The 18,482-nt window shown below is 38.8% G+C and carries 18 protein-coding genes and 1 riboswitch; of the genes, 15 read left to right on the top strand and 3 right to left on the bottom strand.

Going from position 1 to position 18,482, the window contains the following annotated elements:
* Nucleotides 1-121: 121 nt before the first annotated feature.
* From M3610_RS14415 to M3610_RS14395, 5 genes are all read left to right on the top strand, one after another.
* Nucleotides 122-1,783: a sensor histidine kinase gene (locus tag M3610_RS14415; protein ID WP_251460006.1), complete on the top strand. Its 1,662-nt coding sequence runs from the start codon at nucleotides 122-124 to the stop codon at nucleotides 1,781-1,783.
* Complete coding sequence (locus M3610_RS14410) at nucleotides 1,780-2,559, top strand: LytR/AlgR family response regulator transcription factor (protein WP_251460004.1); 780 nt, start codon at nucleotides 1,780-1,782, stop codon at nucleotides 2,557-2,559. Before M3610_RS14415 ends, M3610_RS14410 begins: the two co-directional genes overlap by 4 nt.
* 148 nt (nucleotides 2,560-2,707) lie before the next feature.
* Nucleotides 2,708-3,955: an L-lactate MFS transporter gene (locus M3610_RS14405; protein WP_251460002.1), complete on the top strand. Its 1,248-nt coding sequence runs from the start codon at nucleotides 2,708-2,710 to the stop codon at nucleotides 3,953-3,955.
* A 168-nt stretch (nucleotides 3,956-4,123) separates the two neighbouring features.
* Nucleotides 4,124-4,345: a DUF1540 domain-containing protein gene (locus M3610_RS14400; protein ID WP_251460001.1), complete on the top strand. Its 222-nt coding sequence runs from the start codon at nucleotides 4,124-4,126 to the stop codon at nucleotides 4,343-4,345.
* Between the two features lie 163 nt (nucleotides 4,346-4,508).
* Nucleotides 4,509-4,976: a Gmad2 immunoglobulin-like domain-containing protein gene (locus M3610_RS14395; RefSeq protein ID WP_251459999.1), complete on the top strand. Its 468-nt coding sequence runs from the start codon at nucleotides 4,509-4,511 to the stop codon at nucleotides 4,974-4,976.
* Nucleotides 4,977-4,989: 13 nt separating this feature from the next.
* Here the strand turns inward: M3610_RS14395 and M3610_RS14390 are convergent, their stop codons facing one another.
* Nucleotides 4,990-5,418, bottom strand: a complete 429-nt coding sequence (locus M3610_RS14390) for a ribosomal maturation YjgA family protein (RefSeq protein WP_251459997.1) — start codon at nucleotides 5,416-5,418, stop codon at nucleotides 4,990-4,992.
* Between the two features lie 214 nt (nucleotides 5,419-5,632).
* Here M3610_RS14390 and M3610_RS14385 point away from each other — a divergent pair, with 214 nt between their 5' ends.
* The 9 genes from M3610_RS14385 (at nucleotide 5,633) to M3610_RS14345 (ending at nucleotide 14,689) form a co-directional block, all read left to right on the top strand.
* On the top strand, nucleotides 5,633-6,457 hold the full coding sequence (locus M3610_RS14385) for a GNAT family N-acetyltransferase (protein ID WP_251459995.1): 825 nt from the start codon (nucleotides 5,633-5,635) through the stop codon (nucleotides 6,455-6,457).
* 187 nt (nucleotides 6,458-6,644) lie between these two features.
* Nucleotides 6,645-7,175, top strand: a complete 531-nt coding sequence (locus M3610_RS14380; protein ID WP_396953649.1) for a DinB family protein — start codon at nucleotides 6,645-6,647, stop codon at nucleotides 7,173-7,175.
* A gap of 97 nt (nucleotides 7,176-7,272) precedes the next feature.
* Entirely contained in the window at nucleotides 7,273-7,473 is a 201-nt protein-coding gene (locus M3610_RS14375) for a hypothetical protein (RefSeq protein WP_098574692.1), read from the top strand.
* 450 nt (nucleotides 7,474-7,923) lie between these two features.
* Nucleotides 7,924-8,625 carry a CoA transferase subunit A gene (locus M3610_RS14370; protein ID WP_251459991.1) on the top strand — a complete coding sequence of 234 codons (702 nt, stop codon included), beginning with the start codon at nucleotides 7,924-7,926 and terminating at the stop codon, nucleotides 8,623-8,625.
* 15 nt (nucleotides 8,626-8,640) lie between these two features.
* Complete coding sequence (locus M3610_RS14365; protein WP_251459989.1) at nucleotides 8,641-9,300, top strand: 3-oxoacid CoA-transferase subunit B; 660 nt, start codon at nucleotides 8,641-8,643, stop codon at nucleotides 9,298-9,300.
* Between the two features lie 37 nt (nucleotides 9,301-9,337).
* Nucleotides 9,338-10,867, top strand: a complete 1,530-nt coding sequence (locus tag M3610_RS14360; protein ID WP_251459987.1) for an alpha/beta hydrolase — start codon at nucleotides 9,338-9,340, stop codon at nucleotides 10,865-10,867.
* An 87-nt stretch (nucleotides 10,868-10,954) separates the two neighbouring features.
* The gene (locus M3610_RS14355) at nucleotides 10,955-11,947 is read left to right on the top strand and encodes a LysM peptidoglycan-binding domain-containing protein (protein WP_251459985.1); all 993 of its coding nucleotides are present in this window, start codon (nucleotides 10,955-10,957) and stop codon (nucleotides 11,945-11,947) included.
* Between the two features lie 200 nt (nucleotides 11,948-12,147).
* Nucleotides 12,148-12,251, top strand: a riboswitch (purine riboswitch).
* A 187-nt stretch (nucleotides 12,252-12,438) separates the two neighbouring features.
* Nucleotides 12,439-13,317, top strand: a complete 879-nt coding sequence (locus M3610_RS14350; protein ID WP_251459984.1) for a 5'-methylthioadenosine/S-adenosylhomocysteine nucleosidase — start codon at nucleotides 12,439-12,441, stop codon at nucleotides 13,315-13,317.
* A 211-nt stretch (nucleotides 13,318-13,528) separates the two neighbouring features.
* A complete protein-coding gene (locus M3610_RS14345; protein ID WP_251459982.1) occupies nucleotides 13,529-14,689 on the top strand; it encodes a DUF4317 domain-containing protein in 1,161 nt (386 codons plus the stop codon).
* 105 nt (nucleotides 14,690-14,794) lie between these two features.
* Here M3610_RS14345 and M3610_RS14340 read toward each other — a convergent pair whose 3' ends face one another.
* Both M3610_RS14340 and M3610_RS14335 read right to left on the bottom strand, forming a co-directional pair.
* Complete coding sequence (locus M3610_RS14340) at nucleotides 14,795-15,781, bottom strand: inorganic phosphate transporter (RefSeq protein WP_098574686.1); 987 nt, start codon at nucleotides 15,779-15,781, stop codon at nucleotides 14,795-14,797.
* A gap of 54 nt (nucleotides 15,782-15,835) precedes the next feature.
* Nucleotides 15,836-16,450 carry a DUF47 domain-containing protein gene (locus M3610_RS14335; protein ID WP_251459980.1) on the bottom strand — a complete coding sequence of 205 codons (615 nt, stop codon included), beginning with the start codon at nucleotides 16,448-16,450 and terminating at the stop codon, nucleotides 15,836-15,838.
* A 198-nt stretch (nucleotides 16,451-16,648) separates the two neighbouring features.
* Here M3610_RS14335 and M3610_RS14330 point away from each other — a divergent pair, with 198 nt between their 5' ends.
* Nucleotides 16,649-18,058: a GH1 family beta-glucosidase gene (locus M3610_RS14330; RefSeq protein ID WP_251459978.1), complete on the top strand. Its 1,410-nt coding sequence runs from the start codon at nucleotides 16,649-16,651 to the stop codon at nucleotides 18,056-18,058.
* Nucleotides 18,059-18,482: the final 424 nt, after the last annotated feature.

Raw genomic sequence — 18,482 nt, 5'->3', positions numbered from 1 at the left:
AATGGATAGAATTGGGTGATTTCATTACATTCCATTTTTTCCTTTTCGAAACCAGCTAGTAGTATAATATTGAAGTTATGGATGAGGTTTTTAGAAAACATACAGAAGAAGGGAACGTTAAATGAACACATCATTAGAAATGCTTATTGATTTATTTGAACGGGCAGCTTTACTCTTGATTTGCCTATTCTTTATGATACGAATCCCACGATTTAAGGAATCGCTTCAAAAAGACCAGCATTCTGCCACAGAGCGTGTTGTCATTACACTTGTGTTTTGCTTATTTGCCATATTTGGTACGTATTCCGGGATCAATGTGGAAGGTTCACTGGTAAATGTCAGGATTATTGCGGTGGTTTCGGGTGGAATTTTATTTGGACCTTGGGTAGGAATTATTACCGGTATTGTGTCAGGAGTCCATCGATATGTCATTGATATTGGTGGCATCACTTCCATCCCGTGCCTAATTACGAGCATTTTTGCAGGGATTGTTTCGGGGTATATTAATCGAAGCGTGAAACGGTCTTTGCGCTGGATTTATGGAATAGCAGCCGGAATGTTGTCGGAAATTTTAACCATGGTGTTAATCCTAGTGATGGCAAATCCGTACGAACTAGGTTTGGACATTGTTTCAAAAATCGCCTTCCCGATGATTATAGGAGAGGTCAATATTGGTTTAATTGTTTTGCTTGTGATGAGCGTTGAAGGTGAAAAGGAAATGATTGCAGCGAGACAGGCGAAGTTAGCATTGGATATCGCGAACAAGACACTTCCTTATTTTCGGTCGATTAATTCGGATTCCTTGACAGAGATTTGTCGTATTATTAAAAATGATATCAACGCAGACGCGGTAGCGATAACAGATACTCATAACGTGCTCACATATGTGGGCTTTGGAGAAGAACGATATGTCATTGGACAGGAAATCATTAGTGATTTGACCAAAGAGGCCATTCACAGTGGGAAATTTATCATTCGGAATCAAGTTCAGGATCACCATACACCGCAAATTCACTCGCTGCTCATTGTTCCTTTTGAGGAGCATGGTGAGGTCACAGGCACCCTTAAAATCTATTACCGGAAAGCTTATAAAATGACCTATTCACTACAGACAATGGCGATCGGATTATCGCAAATCATCTCCACACTAATGGAGGTTTCCCGGATTGAACAAATTAGGGAAGCTGCGAACAAGGCAGAATTAAAGGCACTGCAAACAAAAATTAATCCACATTTTTTGTTTAATGCCCTCAATGCCATTGCCTCCACCACACGCAAAAATCCGGACAAGGCGCGTGAGCTGATTATTAATCTTTCTGGCTATATGCGTTACAATTTAGAAGTTAGTGATGAATTGATTGATATCCATAAAGAATTGGCACAAGTCCGAGATTACGTGGAAATAGAAAAGGCGCGTTTTGGGAGCCGATTAACAGTGGAATATGAGGTAGATGATGTAAATGTGTACATACCAAGTCTTCTCATTCAGCCTTTAGTCGAAAATGCCATTATCCATGGAGTCTTAAAGATAAAAGGACCCGGAAAGGTAACTATTTCGGTCAAGAATTTGGAAAACAAAGTAAGAATTAGTGTGAAGGATACCGGAGCCGGAATTAGTGAGGATGTCATTCATCATTTACTCCATGATAATGTACCGGCCAACAAAATTGGCTTGTATAATGTTCACCAGCGAGTGAAACTCATTTATGGACATGGACTGGTCATTCACCGACTGTCACCTGGAACAGAAGTCTTTTTTGATATAGTAAAGGAGAACCTATGAGAGCAATTATTGTCGAGGATGAAATACCTGCACGTGAAGAACTGGAGTATTTAGTTGAAGCCTATAGTGAAATTGTAGTGACCCATATTTTTGATGATGGCTTAGATGTATTAAAATTTTTGCAGGAGAATGAAACAGATGTCATTTTTCTAGATATTAATATTCCTTCCCTTAATGGGATGTTGTTAGCGAGTACTATCAGTAAATTTTCAAAAAGGCCATATATTGTCTTTACTACAGCTTATAAAGAGCATGCCGCTCAAGCATTTGAACTTGAAGCTTTTGATTATATTTTAAAGCCTTATGATGAGAAGCGGATTGCCGCGATGTTAAGCAGATTGGAATCTGCTTTTAAACGAGATCACGCTGAAACATTGCTCCCCGAGGGGACACTCGTATCTCATCAGAATCCGCTGGGAAAGCAAAGGGAAAACTCTTCACAGGCGTCTAATCGAATCAATTTGAAAAAGAACGATAAAATTATCGTAACAGACGCCAATGATATCTATTATGCGATTGCTAGTGAAAAAGTGACATTGGTGTATACGAAAGAGGAGGAGTACATCATGCCGATGAGCATCACGGAATTTGACGCACTTTTACCAGAGAACCTATTCTTTCGATGTCATCGTTCTTATACGGTTAACTTGACCAAAATCCGCGAAATCGTTCCATGGTTTAATCAAACCTATATGCTTCGTTTAAAAGATCTTTCTGAGGAAATTCCGGTCAGTAGAAGTAAGGTGAAAGCGTTTCGACAAATTATGCATCTATAACCGCCATTCATTCCGAATAATAGGCATCTCATTCTGAAACCGATTTCTTTCTCTTTTTCGATGCTATGATGATGATGTAAACAAAATCAATTAAAGATTATTAAATGTAACATTATCATTTTTACATGGAAGAAAAGAGGAGATCGCAATGAAATCAAGAACAGATCGTCGATGGCTGATCGTGTTAGGAACGATTATTGTACAGATGGGTTTAGGTACCATTTATACGTGGAGTCTTTTTAACCAGCCGTTGGTAGAACTCTTTCATTGGAAGTTAAATTCAGTTGCTATTACGTTTTCTATTACCAGCTTTGCCTTGGCATTTTCCACGCTGTTTGCTGGAAAGTTGCAGGATAAATGGGGGCTTCGCCGTTTAATTGGTGTTGCAGGTCTTGTACTAGGAGCAGGATTAATTCTTAGTTCCCAAGTATCATCTTTATGGATGCTTTATATTTTAGTTGGTGTTGTCGTTGGGGCAGCAGACGGTACAGCTTATATTACGTCATTATCAAATTTAATTAAGTGGTTTCCAGAGAGAAAAGGACTTATTTCAGGAATTTCTGTTGGTGCGTACGGTACGGGAAGTTTGTTATTCAAATTTATAAACGGTTCACTGATTCAATCCGTTGGTGTGTCTCAAGCCTTTTTTTACTGGGGATTAATCGTCATGATATTAGTTGTGGGTGGTTCATTCCTGGTACGAGAAGCAAAAATGGGTCAAGCAGTGCAAACCCTTAGTGCCAGCGTCCAAAAAGATTTCACTGTGAAAGAAATGCTTAAAACCAAGCAAGCTTATCTACTATTTGTCATTTTCTTCACCGCGTGTATGAGTGGATTATTCTTAATTGGAATCGTGAAAGATATTGGCGTGAGAATGGCTGGACTTGATGTGGAAGCGGCTAGTAATGCTGTGGCATTAGTTGCTATCTTTAATACAAGCGGTCGTATCATTCTCGGGGCCTTATCGGATAAAGTCGGTCGTTTACGAGTGGTCTCATTTGCCCTTCTTGTAACTGCAGCAGCTGTGACCGTATTAAGCTTTGTCCAACTTAATTATGCCTTGTTCTTTGCCTGTGTTGCTGGGATTGCCTTCTGTTTTGGCGGGAATATTACGATCTTCCCGGCTATTGTCGCTGATTTCTTTGGCTTGAAAAATCAAAGCAAAAATTACGGCATCATTTATCAAGGTTTCGGAATTGGAGCCATTTCTGGATCATTTATTGCTTCTGCCTTAGGTGGTTTTATTCCTACATTTAAGCTTATAGCCGTACTGAGCGTTGTATCCTTACTCATCGCCATGACCATTAAGGCGCCGAATGTTGGAAATCCAAAAACGAAGAAAAAAAGCAATCATGGGAAGGTTCACAATCTTTCACCAGAGACACAAGCAAGTTAATAGTGAACGTTATTAAAAGGAGGCAGCGAACCCAAAGGGGTCGTTGCCTTTCGTGTTTTCTTGGAAAAATGTCTCCATTTCATTAGAGTAAAAAATAATCCAGTGAATGAAAAAATTGTTTTTACAAAATATAAAAAAGCAACAGTTCATTAACTAGGAGGTTTGACAATGCCTAAAGTTGAAGTATCTTGTTCAATCGCCAACTGTTCGTTTTATGGAGAAGGTAATGTATGTACAGCAGATAAAATTATGGTTGAAATTGATAACCATGCCCGCTATGATACAGAATTTTCTTCCGAATTAGGTGAAAAGAATCATGTGGATACGGCAGGTACCTCAGCCGAAACCTGTTGTAAAACCTTCAAACCCAAAAAAAGCAAAAATAGTTAACTTCTTCTGTTGTAAAAAAGACGGACTTGGGCTTCCCAAAAGGAAGAACCAGCTCAGTCTATTTTTTATTAGTTTGTTTATTTTTAATTATTTTTCCAGCACACAGGATTATTCAAAAAATAATAAAATATAATAAATGAAAAGAAAAAATAGGCGGGATAACATGATGAAAAAGATGGCTTATTTGATCGCTGTATTGTTGGTTTCAATGGGATTAGCTGCTTGTACTTCACAACAGGATGTGGAAAGTGAAAAACCACCGGTAATAGAACCAGATGGAGAAAATCCTTCAAATCCCAATGGACCTGTTTCAGAGGAACCGGAGGAAGAAGTATATCACAATGAAGTCTTTAAAGATGTCGTCGTTACAGAAAAGGCTGATACAATCCTTGTAACAGGGAAAGCCCAAGTCTTTGAAGGGGTCTTTCAATATGCTCTATATGATGGAGAAAAAGTCGTTAAAGAAGGGAACTACCAGACAGAGGGCGCACCAGCTTGGGGTGAATTTGAAATCACATTTGCTAAGGAGTCACTATCTACAACTACAGGTAAATTAGAATTATTTGTATATTCCGCAAAAGATGGTTCAAAAATAAATACGTTAGAAATTCCCATAGCATTAGGTAACTAAGGCTATGGGATTTCTAAGATTCATGTTTTTTTGCACTAAGGGTCATTTTATCTATTACAGCAGCCACTATAATCCCAATTGCATACCGAATCAAATCCACTGTAAGAAAACCTTGACCAAGTATTAACGCTCCAATCAATGTACCGCGCAGATGATTAATCCATTCTGCTTGATAGAGTTGACTGAATTCGATGCCATAACTGAATAATAAACTAAGGATGATGGCTGTTAGGAGGCTCTTTCGCACCAGCAAGAAACGAAATCCGAAATAAACCATCATCGCCCACAATGCATCCCCGGCATTCTCCGCAACAAGGTTCGGAAGCAGTTGAGAGAATTTTCTTGAGGCCAGGCCAAGTATAATGGTGAGAATAACAGCGAACACATAACCCAACCTCATGTAAGATGATTTATTAGATTTTTGATGGTGGTCACTAGTCATACGAATCACTCTTTTCTTCACATACCTTTTAGGTTGAATATACTTGTATTTTCGGATTGTAGCAATGAAAAAAAGAGTTTAATAAATGAGAGCCATTCATAAGAATTAAGCTGCCATCTCGGTGGCTTTTTTTTGTGTAAGAATATATTAAAAGAAGGAATGACAACCCACAATCAAGAATAGAAATAGGTGAAGATGAACAGGGGTGAATTGAATGCTTACACGTGAAGATCTATTGGAAATAAAAGAGCTTCAGGGGGTTTGTGAAGAAGAGGGTGGATTTAACCTGAAGCTAAATTTTGATATGCTTGAAAATCGGATTGGAAAACAAAAAAAAGACTTATTTCATTATGAAGACGGGAAGCTTGTCGGCTTTCTTGGCATCTATGGTTTTGGGGATAAAGTAGAACTATGTGGAATGGTGCACCCTGATTACCGAAGAAGAGGAATCTTTTCTTATTTGATGGAAAGTGGCCTGCTAGAGTCGGAAAAACGATATCCTACGATTTTGTTAAATGCTCCAACAAAATCTCAATCAGCCAAGCAGTTTTTGAAAAGCGTTCCATGTGCTTTTTCGATTGCTGAGTATCAAATGAAATGGCAGGAAACGCAATTGTCTGAGGACCCGACTGTTACATTGCGTCCGTCAATTTCTCCAGAGGATTGGGAAGCCGAAATCCAACTCGATTTTTTAGGGTTCGGAATCAACGAAGAGGCGGCACGAGCGTTTAACCAAACGATTAGGGAAACCAGCGGTGACGAACGTTTCATTATTGAAGCGGAAGGAAAAATTGCCGGAAAAATACGCGTTTCCGAATCGAATGGTGAAGCCTGGATTTATGGTTTTGCCATTTTTCCTGAACTCCAGGGAAAGGGGATTGGAAGAAAAGCCTTATCGAATGTAGTCATCAGGGAGCATCAAAAAGGATACCCTATTTTTCTCGAGGTAGAGGCTAAAAATGCCAATGCGCTTAGGCTCTATGAATCATGTGGATTTAGAAGCTACCATTCTCAAGATTACTATTTATATGAAACGTAAATTCAAGTAAAACATAGTGGAATTTTAAAGAAAGATGCTTTGTATTGCATCTTTTTTTTGGACTTATTAGATTGTTGATTTTCAAATTCGCTCATTGGAGTCCGAAATTCGCCCATTGAGGCCTAGAATTCGCCCATTGGAACTCAAAATTCGCTCATAAAGCTCATCAATTATGATAAAGAAGAGGATGATCCTATTGAATAGAAGAACTTTACTGGTTTCTCCATTACCAGGATTTAATGAAGAAATTGGCCGGTGGCTATGGTGTCTAGAGGATGTTCGCCGTACTCTTTTAACGGAATTAACCGGTATCAGCCAAACAATCCTCGATACCAAAATAGATGAAAGACAAACGATTGGCTCGTTGCTGTATCACATTGCCTTGATTGAGGCAGATTGGTTATATGAAGAGGTACTTGTTACCGAATGGGATCCCGAAATACTCTCGATGTTTCCGTTCGAACACAGGTCCGCAGATGGCTCTTTAGCTCACGTGGAGGGACAAAGTTTAGAAGAACATTTTTACCGTCTAAATAAAGTTCGTGAAGTATTTCTTTCCCATTTTCAATCAATGGACCTAACAGATTGGCGTAAACCTAGAGTACTGGAACCATATGATGTCACACCTGAGTGGGTTGTGTATCATTTGATTGAACATGAATCCCATCATCGAGGTCAGATCTTCCAGATGCTAAGAAAATTACGGAAAGATTTATAAATTTGTTACAATAAATTTACATAGAATTTTTAAAGGGTTTCATTCATTTTTGCCTAATTCTATACGTAAGAAATAATAAAGGGAGGAATTGGAGAGAATGAAACGACAAAAAACCTTTTTTATTTTTAAAGATTTAATATTTGAAGTTAAAAAGCCCGAAATTACACTCAAACAAATCAGAGTTTCAGAGATTAAATTTGAAAATGAGGAATATAAAGCACTTCGCAAAAAATTCGATGAAGATCTGTTTACGATAGAAAAAAAACCTGAGGGTTGGTTTATTAGGGAGAAAGAGTAAGACCTTCTCCTTTGAGGAGGTTTTTTTTATGTAAGGATATCACAATTACGCTAAAAAAGGGTTAGTCTCTCATTCCTTTGAGGGACTAACCCTTTTTTGGTATCTTCGAAAATGGATAATTGCTACACCTTTTCCGGAAGAACGGAAAATTCCTGTTTTTCGGAAAAGGGACATAGATATAATTCCGAAAAAGCGGAAAATATTTATTTTATTTAACCCAAAATGTGAAAGTACTTAAGGACTTCTTCCCTTATTCCTTCATTCTGAATAATAAAATAGATTTGGCATAAAACTTGCTTCTTAAATGAGTATCATCGTTTTTATAGAATAGGAGGTTAGAAAATTGTAAACGTTTTCTGTGAATTGGTTGTTCCAATCATATATGTCGATAAAGGAATGCCTTATTGGAATGTTCAGCAGGTATGATTCTATAAAAAAGGAGAAACGAGCATGAAGAATGGGAAAATAATGGATTCGTTTGATCAAGCCATCGAGGATATCCATGACGGAGCCACGATTATTGTCGGAGGATTCGGTCTATGTGGGATCCCTGAAAAGGCGATTCTGGCTTTAAGAGATAAAGGAGTTAAAGACTTAACAATTGTCAGTAATAATTGTGGTGTCGATGACTGGGGTCTCGGATTATTACTGGCGAATAAACAAATTAAAAAAATGATTTCTTCCTATGTGGGCGAGAACAAGATTTTTGAACGGCAATTTTTAAGCGGGGAATTAGAAGTGGAACTCGTGCCACAAGGTACCCTGGCAGAACGAATCCGTGCAGGCGGGGCCGGTATTCCTGGATTTTATACTGCGACAGGGGTGGGAACTCCGATCGCCGAAGGAAAGGAACACAAAAATTTTGACGGAAAAACCTATATCCTTGAAAAAGCTATTGTTGGCGACTTTTCCTTAGTAAAGGCGTGGAGAGCAGATTCGCTAGGGAATTTAGTTTACCACAAAACAGCTAGAAATTTTAATCCGTTGGCAGCAATGGCTGGAAAAATCACGATTGCAGAAGTAGAAGAAATTGTCGGTGCTGGTGAGTTAAATCCCGATCACATTCATACACCAAGCGTGTATGTTCAGCGACTTTTAGCAGGGGAAGGTTATGAAAAGAGAATTGAGAGACTGACGGTTATTCAAGCATAAGGAGGAGAATTTTCAATGGATGTACGTCAAAGGATTATCAAGCGGGCGGTGCAGGAAATAAAAGATGGGATGAATGTCAATTTGGGTATTGGAATACCAACGCTTTTAGCAAATGAAATACCTGCTGAATACAGCGTTTTGCTTCAATCGGAAAATGGTCTTTTGGGGATCGGACCCTATCCGGATGAGGAACAAGTGGATCCTGATTTAATCAACGCTGGGAAAGAAACAGTTACAGCAGTGAATGGCGCCTCTTATTTTGATAGTGCCGAGTCCTTTGCTATGATCCGCGGCGGCCATATTGATTTAGCCATTCTTGGCGGTATGGAGGTTTCAGAAAACGGTGATCTTGCCAACTGGATGATCCCAGGGAAAATGGTAAAGGGTATGGGCGGAGCGATGGACCTTGTCAATGGGGCAAAGCGCATTGTTGTGATTATGGAACATGTCAATAAATATGGCGAGTCTAAAATTAAAGAAGATTGCACCCTGCCTTTAACAGGGAAAGGGGTTGTTCATCGCTTAATCACTGAGTTAGCTGTCTTTGATTTTACGCCTGAAGGAATGGTCTTAGTGGAAACCCAAGAAGGAGTTAGCCTTGAGGAAGTTAAGGGAAAAACAGAAGCTTCATTTACAATTTGTCCGGAATTGCTCGTTAACTCTGTATCTGTGTAAATCAAAATCAGAATTATGAATCGGAGGGGATTTTTTGGTGAAACGTAAACTCTTAGCGATAGCTGCTGCCTCTGCATTAATGTTTCCGCTTGTTCCTCAGACATATTTGCAAAAAAATGTTTCCGCATCGTATTCTCCAGTGGTACCGGGGGCACAAGAAGTTACGGTGAGCGAATATGATGGGACAAACGGAAACTGGTTAACAACAAAAAATCCGTCTCAATATGCTGCAGCCACTGTCTTTGGGAATATAGGGCTCGCTCCTTATAATTGGGGGAATAAGGAAGAGGGAACAGGTTGGCATCGCATGTACAACCCTGCGTCAGTAAGCGGCGTTCAAGTCAACGGTATGTTTGACGATGCCAAATTTGTCATTCGTGTACCAGACAACTGGAATGGGAAATTAGTTGTAGGGGGAATCCCTGCAACTCGAAATGAAACGGCGACCGATTTACTGTTTAGTGATTATGTTTTAGAAAAGGGTTATGCGTTTGCGGCAACAGATAAAGGGACACAAGGGGAAATGGACACTAACGATCCATTCGCCAAAGCAAAGAACGCATTAGCTGCAGAGGATGACAGCGTTTCTGAATGGAATCAGCGCTTTCGCCAATTGACCATTGCAGCGCAAAAATACTTAATTGAAAATTATCGGGATCAACTGATTAAAGAGAAAGATCGGAAAAATCCAGCAAGCAAATTGATAACAAAAAAACACAAAGTGCCTACCTATGCGATGGGAATTTCAAATGGCGGTTATGTCGTCCGTTATGCACTGGAACACGACGGTCCAGATAAGACCGGGGAACCTGCACTATATGATGGCGGAGTGGATTGGGAAGGCGTGTTATGGCGTGCGAAGGATCCGAATTTAATTAGTTCATTAACCCCAGTCGTTAATCATGCGGAGAAAGCCCTTTACGGTACAGGTAAAGAAAAGCAAACGGCAATGAAAGAAATGTATAAAGCTGGATTACCTAGAGGTTCTGAAAAACTTTGGAGTTATCATGATCAAGTCTACTGGTTCCTCACCTTAAATATTTATCGGGATGAACTTGACCCAATCGCACCTAACCAAATTGACTGGAGAAACTATTTGAATTATAAGCTGGATGGTACTCGTGATCGAACTTACGATAACATTTTTAAAGATTACAATTATATGTTACGCCCAAGCGCAGTCAAACAAAATGTAAAAGCAATTGAAAATACGGGTGATATTGATGTGCCGTTGATTAGTATAACTGGTTCCTGGGACTCGTTAATTTTTCCGTCCATCCATGCGGATGCTTACGACAAGCTAGTAAACAAAGTCGGAAAGGGCAAATTACACAGACTCTATACCGTTGAAAAAGGAAACCATGTCGACAGCTTGGTCTGGAACAATCCAACGGATCCGAATAAAGAGCTGCAGCCATTGCTTCCGTATGCCCACCAAGCTTTTGACTTACTCGTGGACTGGGTGGAACATCATAAAAAGGCACCTAAAAGTAAAGTCATTCCATCCCCACAAGATCCTACAAAAGTATTAGATATTAAGACTGGTAAAGAAGTGAATCCGAAGTAAACAGAACTACTTTCTAATCAGCGAAGAATAATCTCCACGCTATTCTGCAAACTATGAATGCAGAAATAGAGTGAAGGGATATCAAACATGAGAAAACATTTGGTGATTGTATGCAGTTTGTTGTTTATCATCCTATTTACTAGTCTTCCTGCCCATGCCACTGAGTATAAGCCAAGAAATATATATGTTGTAAAGCAAGGCGATTCGTTGCCGCGAATCGCTGATCAATTTGGAACCTCCGTCAATGACTTAAAAAGGTCCAATGGATTGCAGTCGAATTCAGTATTGGTTGGCCAAAAATTGTGGGTTCCAATCACGTATGAAGTGGTGGCTGGGGATACACTGAGAGGAATAGCGTCGGCATTCCATTCTTCCGTCCATCTTATTAAAGCCAAAAATCGACTTTCTACTGAACGACTGTTTATTGGGCAAATATTAAAGATCCCTCCTAAAAAAATGACGATGCAAGGGCAGCATATTTTGATGACACGGGAGGAATTTAGGGATTGGTTATTTCATGCACAGATTAAGAGGAAAGTGACGCTCATCCAACAGCATCACACCTGGCAGCCGTCCTACAAGCAATTTAATGGGTCCAATCATTTTCAGATGTTGATGGGAATGGAAAATTTCCACAAGCGAAAAATGGGCTGGAGTAATATTGCTCAAAATATTACCACCTTTCCGGATGGGAAAATAGCCGTTTCTAGACCCTTTAACATAGCCCCCGAAGGTACCATAGGGCCAAGGGCGAATGCCACAGGAATCGCAATTGAAAATGTTGGCAACTTCGATAAAGGTCATGATGTGATGACAGAGGCACAGAAGGAAACGATTGTGTATATTTCAGCGGCCCTGTCGATTAAATTCGGCCTGACGCCGTCCATTGACAGTATTACTTATCATCATTGGTGGAATCTACGAACAAAGGAACGAGTGCTGGACAGGGGTCCAAATTATAATGTAAAAACGTGCCCGGGAACTGGATTTTTCGGCGGGAATTCCACTGCCAGTGCTATTCAAAACTTTTATCCGCTCGTTTCACGGAAGATGCAAGAAATTTTAGCCTCAAGGAATTAGAGAGAGTATTCACGAGGGCAAAATTGGTATATAGGATTTTGTCTTCGTGAACACGACTTTTGATTTTTCGTTGATTATTTATATGTTTAGCCTCTTTTTTTTATTAATAATCCAGAAAACACGAACATTGACATATTTTTATTTGAAAATATTCACCTTTTTGTTGTCAATCCATATTAAGTTTGTTATATTAAAAAAGTAATAACTGACATATCCTTACTCGTATAAACTCGGAAATATGGTCTGAGTGTCTCTACCTGGTTCCCATTGAAAGAACTAGACTACGAGTTAAAGTATTCGGCTTCGATTAGGCGTTTTTTTGTGCCTCGGCCATTCATTAATTTAGCAAAGATTTATTTTTGTTGCTATATTATCAATACTTTGACTTTCGTAGGTCTAGAAGGTAGATATCAATCTACATTTCTAGACCTTTTTCTTTGGACAAGGCTACCCGAGTGGATCAAACATCAAAAGAAATGGGAGAGGTTTTTATGAAAAACAAAAGCTTAAAGAAGTTCGTTCCATTAGCTGTTATTGCTGTATTATTCTTATCGCTCTTTGCATTCCGTAATTCTACTTTACTAGTAGAAGAAAAAGTAGAAGGGGCAGCGAGACCTATCCTCATTCAAGGCCCGATGCCTATTGAAGCCGAAAAGTTTGCACAAAAATTAGAAAAAGTGAAAGTAGAAAAGTCGGGAACGTTTGTCTTTTACAAAGGAAAGGTGAACAATTATCCAGTTATCGTTGCTAAAACAGGTAAAGGAATGGAAAATACAGCGGCTGCAACAGCATTAGCCATTGAAAAATACAACCCAATCGCGATTATTAATCAAGGGACTTCAGGTGGGCATGACCCAAGTTTGAACGTATTTGATATTGTATTAGGAAAGAGAACAACAAATATTGGTTCGTTAAAAACAGGAAATATGGCAGAAAACGAAGGTATGGATCCATCGATTTGGAAGCCTATGGACTTGATGGCTTCTGAAGGAAGCGGGTCCGATCCGAATGCAGAAAAAGTTCGTTACTACTATGGCGACGAGAAGCTTCTTGCAGCAGCAAATGCCGTTAAAGATAAATACACCAAAGGCAAAGTGGTTGAAGGGACTATCGGTTCAGCAGATGTCTGGAACAATGAAGTCGATCGGATTAAATGGTTCCATACAAATTATGGTACATCTGTAGAGGAAATGGAAGGTGCGGCTGCAGCACAAATTGCTGATGCGTATGATGTCGCATTCTTGGGTATTCGCGTTCTTTCTAATAATAAAACAAATGGCGGAGCATACAACCCCAATACAGCTGAGGCTAATCAGGATTATGTTTATGAAGTGGTTAAAAAGTATATTGCAACACTGCAAAAAAAATAATACGGCTTTAAATAAAGAACGCACATTTGGCTGGTCCAAAATGTGCGTTTTCTTTTACTTTATTTTTAAACGTTAATGTTTCTGGAATTAATGATATTCAAGTCTATTGGTGATTTCATTCATTAATTTTCCAAAATCGTTAACCCATGAAGTTGTATGTATTTCTATTTTTGTGTCTGCACAGTATAATCAGGGATGGGAGTTGAGATAGATGAATAAAAACGACGTCGCTGCTATTCGCAAGCAATTTAAATTAAATAATGATCTCTTGGCCATTCATGAAATCTACAATGTCTATGTTCAGAAAGAATCAGGTGAGATTTATCATCACGTTTGTCAACCGTTTCAAATGTTAGAACTGGAAACACAAGAATTGTTTTTAGGAAATTTTAAAAAGGTTTTGACCGGTCAACTTGATTCCAAACTGTTCGAGCTAAAATTCCAGCGTGATGCTGAAGACAGCACTCAGTCGATTCTCTATGATGGGTTACAGGCTGACACAACCGAAGATTGGCTGGAATACATGTTCGCTATGGTTGGAAAAATGTTTGCTCATACGGTGTATGAATTTGATACGGTCGTGACGTTTATCCGCGGAGAATATCGTAAACCGACGAGGAAGCGGGATTCAGAATCAGAAGAAGGCGGGGATGACGAAGTCTATTCCAACCAGTTTATTCTTTGCAGTCTTAATAGAACGGATCAGCCGAAAAAGGCCTTGCTATTTGATTATGTCGAGAAAGAATTTAAATCGAATACGGTCTTTGATCCAATCATTAATTTGCAATCTCCAATGTCTGGCTTTCTTTTCCCTGCTTTTAATGACAATTCTTCAGACGTAAACCATATTCTTTATTGTGCGGGGAAAGCCAATGAACCGGATTTTACGTTTATTGAACAGGTCCTTAATTGTGAGGAAATCATCACGGCAGACGAAGATAAAGATGGTTTTGAACTAATTTTAAAAAAAGTAATTGGGGATCAAGTGGATTCCAAAGTCATTTCCAATGTTTATGAGGAAATTGATAAAGTGATCCAAGAGAATGAAGAAAACGAAGAAAGTGCAGCCCCTATGTTGGATTATAAAGACATTGGACGCATCTTAGAAGTAAGCGGGGTCGAAAACGTAGATACTGCCCAAGTGGAACACGCCTTTAAAGATGTGCTGGCAGACGAAACCCATGAGTTCAAAGCGAGCAATTTAATTCCTAAAAAGATAAAGATCGATACAAATGTGGCAAATTTATCTATCGACCCAAAAGACCTTAAAAACATAAAATATATTATGTATCAAGGAAAACGATGCTTATTGTTGGAAATCGATGAAGATGTCATCGTGGAAGGATTTCGACTAGAAACAGAAACATTGTAGCTTTATAGGGACAGGCTCCTTAAACTTTAAAAAAGAGAGTCAAAAACAACTGATTTTTAATTGTTTTTGGCCTCTCTTTTTATGTTTACAATAATTGATATATTCTTATATGAAAAGTTTTAATACCATCATTACCAACCCGGCTATCAATGCTGATATAGGCAATGTAATCACCCACGTTGTAACAATTCGTATCGCGACTCCCCAGTTCACACCCTTAAACCGCTTGGACGATCCCACGCCTAATATCGCAGATGAAGACACATGTGTCGTTGATACGGGGAGTCCAAACATGGTTGCCCCTTGTAAAACGGCAAATGAGGTTAAATCTGCGGCAAATCCATTGATTGGTTTTACTTTGAAGATTTTTTTAGCAACGGTTTTAATAATCCGCATTCCACCAATCATGGTACCAAGACCGATAGTACCAGCACAGAGGACTTGTACCCAAAACGGGACATCCAATGTCGATTGGAATCCGCCTGCCACCAAAGCGAAGACAATGATCCCCATCGTTTTTTGGCCATCGTTTCCTCCGTGAGAAAATGCCGCTAGCCCAGAGGCGATGATTTGGAATCCCCGAAAACCTCTCGTTGCCCGATATGGATTGGCATTCTTAAAGATAATCGCTAATATTTTCATGATGATAAATCCAACACCAAATGCTAAAAAGGGCGAAATGATTAGGGCTTTAATAATATCGGTGAATCCTTCCCAGTTTATTGCATCAAAACCGGATCCAAATATAACTGCACCTGCCACTGAACCGATTAACGTATGGGAAGATGAAGAAGGAATCCCATAGTACCAGGTTAAAAGGTTCCAAAAAATCGCGGCAATCAGTGCAGCAATGACGATTAACAATCCATTATCAATTTGAAAAGGATCGGCAATCTTTCCGCCTATTGATTTAGCAACCGCTTGTGAAGTTAAAGCACCGACAAAGTTTAAGGCGCCTGCATAAAAAACAGCAAATCTTGGTGATAGGGCCTTTGTAGAAACTGACATCGCAATGGCGTTAGCGGTATCATGGAAACCATTAATGAATTCGAAGATTAACGCAAGTATAAGGATGATAACGATAATCGTCATTTATTCCTCCAAAATGGACTGACTTGAATTTACTAAGTTTTATCAGGAAGGTGATTATGCATTTTTCATGATAATACTTTCCAATGTATTGGCGACGACTTGACAGAAGTCTGCAATGTTTTCAAGTTCTTCATAGATTTCTTTATATTGAATAATACGAATCGGATCTTTTTCATTTGCAAACAAATGTGTAATGGATTCTCGTAATATAGCATCGCATTTCGATTCCAAATCTTTTATGGTAATGGCATGCTCCCTCATGTTTTGTAATTTCTTTGATGCCAACATTTCAACAGCTGTTTCAATTTCAACCGTACAGCTTTGGATGGCTTCAACAAACCGAAGCATATAATCATCAGCATTAATAATTGAATACATTTCAAACAAGGCAGCAGTATGTTCTAAGCCATCTAAAACATCATCCATGCTCATTGTCAGTGTTAAAATATCCTCACGTTCGATAACGGTGATAAAAGCATTATGTAAATCTTTGATCACCTCATGGACTAAAGAATCCCCCTTGTTTTCATAATCCTTCATTTTTTCGGAAAAAATCTTCAGGTCACTCACATTTTTCAGTTTATAATCAGCGAAATAGTTTGCACTTTCTTTTAAATTCGTCGCAATATTTCCCAAATATACGGCAAACTTGTCTTTTTTTCTTGCCATACTATGACCTCCACTTTTCTGTTAATTATACAAATTTAATATTTCCTAATTGAGCTCTACCATTCAAAGTAAATTACAATAGCTTAATCAGCAATTAATTAGAATGAAATTGCATTAAAGTATTCCATTACAGTAGATACTATCTTTGTGTTTTATCAGATTTCTGTAGTCATATTTTTGAGGAAAGGAGGGTATAAAATGAAGTTTCCACATGATTTTTTATTCGGAGCTGCCTCTGCTTCGTATCAAATAGAAGGTGCATGGAATGAAGATGGGAAAGGTGTTACCAATTGGGATGTCTTTTCGAAGATTCCAGGGAAAACTTATGAGGGGACGAACGGAGATGTAGCGATTGATCATTATCATCGTTACAAAGAAGATATTAAATTAATGGCAGAGATGGGGCTTGAATCGTACCGGTTTTCGATTTCTTGGGCGAGGATATTACCAACAGGGGACGGCGACGTTAATGAAAAGGGCTTGGAATTTTATAATAATATCATTAATGAATGTTTAAAGTATGGAATCGTTCCTTTTGTTACCCTGTATCATTGGGATTTGCCATTGACGCTCGAAGAAGATGGAGGATGGACGAATAAACGAACAGCAGAAGCTTTTGTGAAGTATGCAGAAGTGTGTTATCAGGTATTCGGGGATCGTGTAAAACATTGGATTACCTTTAATGAAACAGTGATGTTTACAGGATTAGGCTATTTAAAAGGAGCACATCCACCTGGAATTCAAAACGATGAGAAAAAATACTTCCAAGCAACCCATTATGTGTTTTATGCCCATGCGAAAGCGGTTGAAGTTTATAAGGAACTAAATCAGTACGGAGAAATCGGGATTACCCATGTGTTCTTACCTGGCTTCAGTGTGGATAATCAATCTGAGAATTTATTAGCAGCAAGACATGCCAATGAATATGAAACTTTTTGGTACTATGACCCTATTTTAAAAGGAGAATATCCGTCCTATGTGGTTGAGCAGTTAGAGGAGAAGGGCTGGACACCAATCTGGACAGAAGAAGAGCTAAATGCGTTAAAAAGAAATGCAAGTAAAAATGATTTTATTGGACTTAATTACTATCAGCCAATCCGAGTGGAAAAAAATCATGAAACTGCATCATCGTTGGAACACTCACGAGAAACCTCTACTTTAGCACCAGGAAACCCGTCTTTTGATTATTTCTATCGAACTGTGAAGATGGAGGATAAAACCTATACAAAATGGGGCTGGGAAATCTCGCCGCAAGGATTTTTAGACGGACTGCATATGCTAAAAGATCGTTATGGAGATATTAAAATGTATGTCACTGAAAATGGCCTGGGTGATGAAGATCCGATCATCGAGGGTGAAATTGTTGATGTGCCACGGATAAAATATATTGAGGAACATTTAAAAGTCCTTAAGCGTGCGATTAAAGAAGGCATCCATCTGAAAGGGTATTATGCCTGGTCTGTGATTGATCTTTTGAGCTGGTTAAATGGGTACAAAAAGCAATACGGATTTATTTACGTGGATCATAAGGATCACTTAAACCGAAAGAAAAAGCTTTCATTCCATTGGTATAAGCATATTATTGAGACTCGGGGAGAAGAGCTGTAGAGAAAAGACCACTTGATTCTTTAATAGTTAACCAGCAGAAGAAATAAGCGGAGAATTTCCGGTTAAATGGAGAATGGAGCTCGTTTCGGGGTAAATAAGCGGAGTTTTTCCGGTTATGTAAAGAAAAATCTCACATTTTCAAATTTTATGAGAAAATAAGCGGAATCTCTCCGCCTAATTAAGCCTTTTTTAATGATAATTACAAATTAAGCGGAAATTTTCCGTCTATTTATCAACTCGGGGCCTAACACATGACTTATAATAACCGGAAACCTCTTGAATTGTTTTTTACTTACTTCGTATGTGACATGCGCCCTTCATCATACATTTTTAAATAGGGATCTTAAAAACGGATTTCACTAGTATAACGCACCTGCTATAAGAAACTGAGGGAAGGAAAATGAAAACATAGGAGGGGCCGAGT

This window comes from Neobacillus sp. MER 74 (assembly GCF_023714155.1).
Note: the sequence above shows the minus strand (reverse complement) of the source record. Positions and strands in the feature narration are given on the sequence as shown.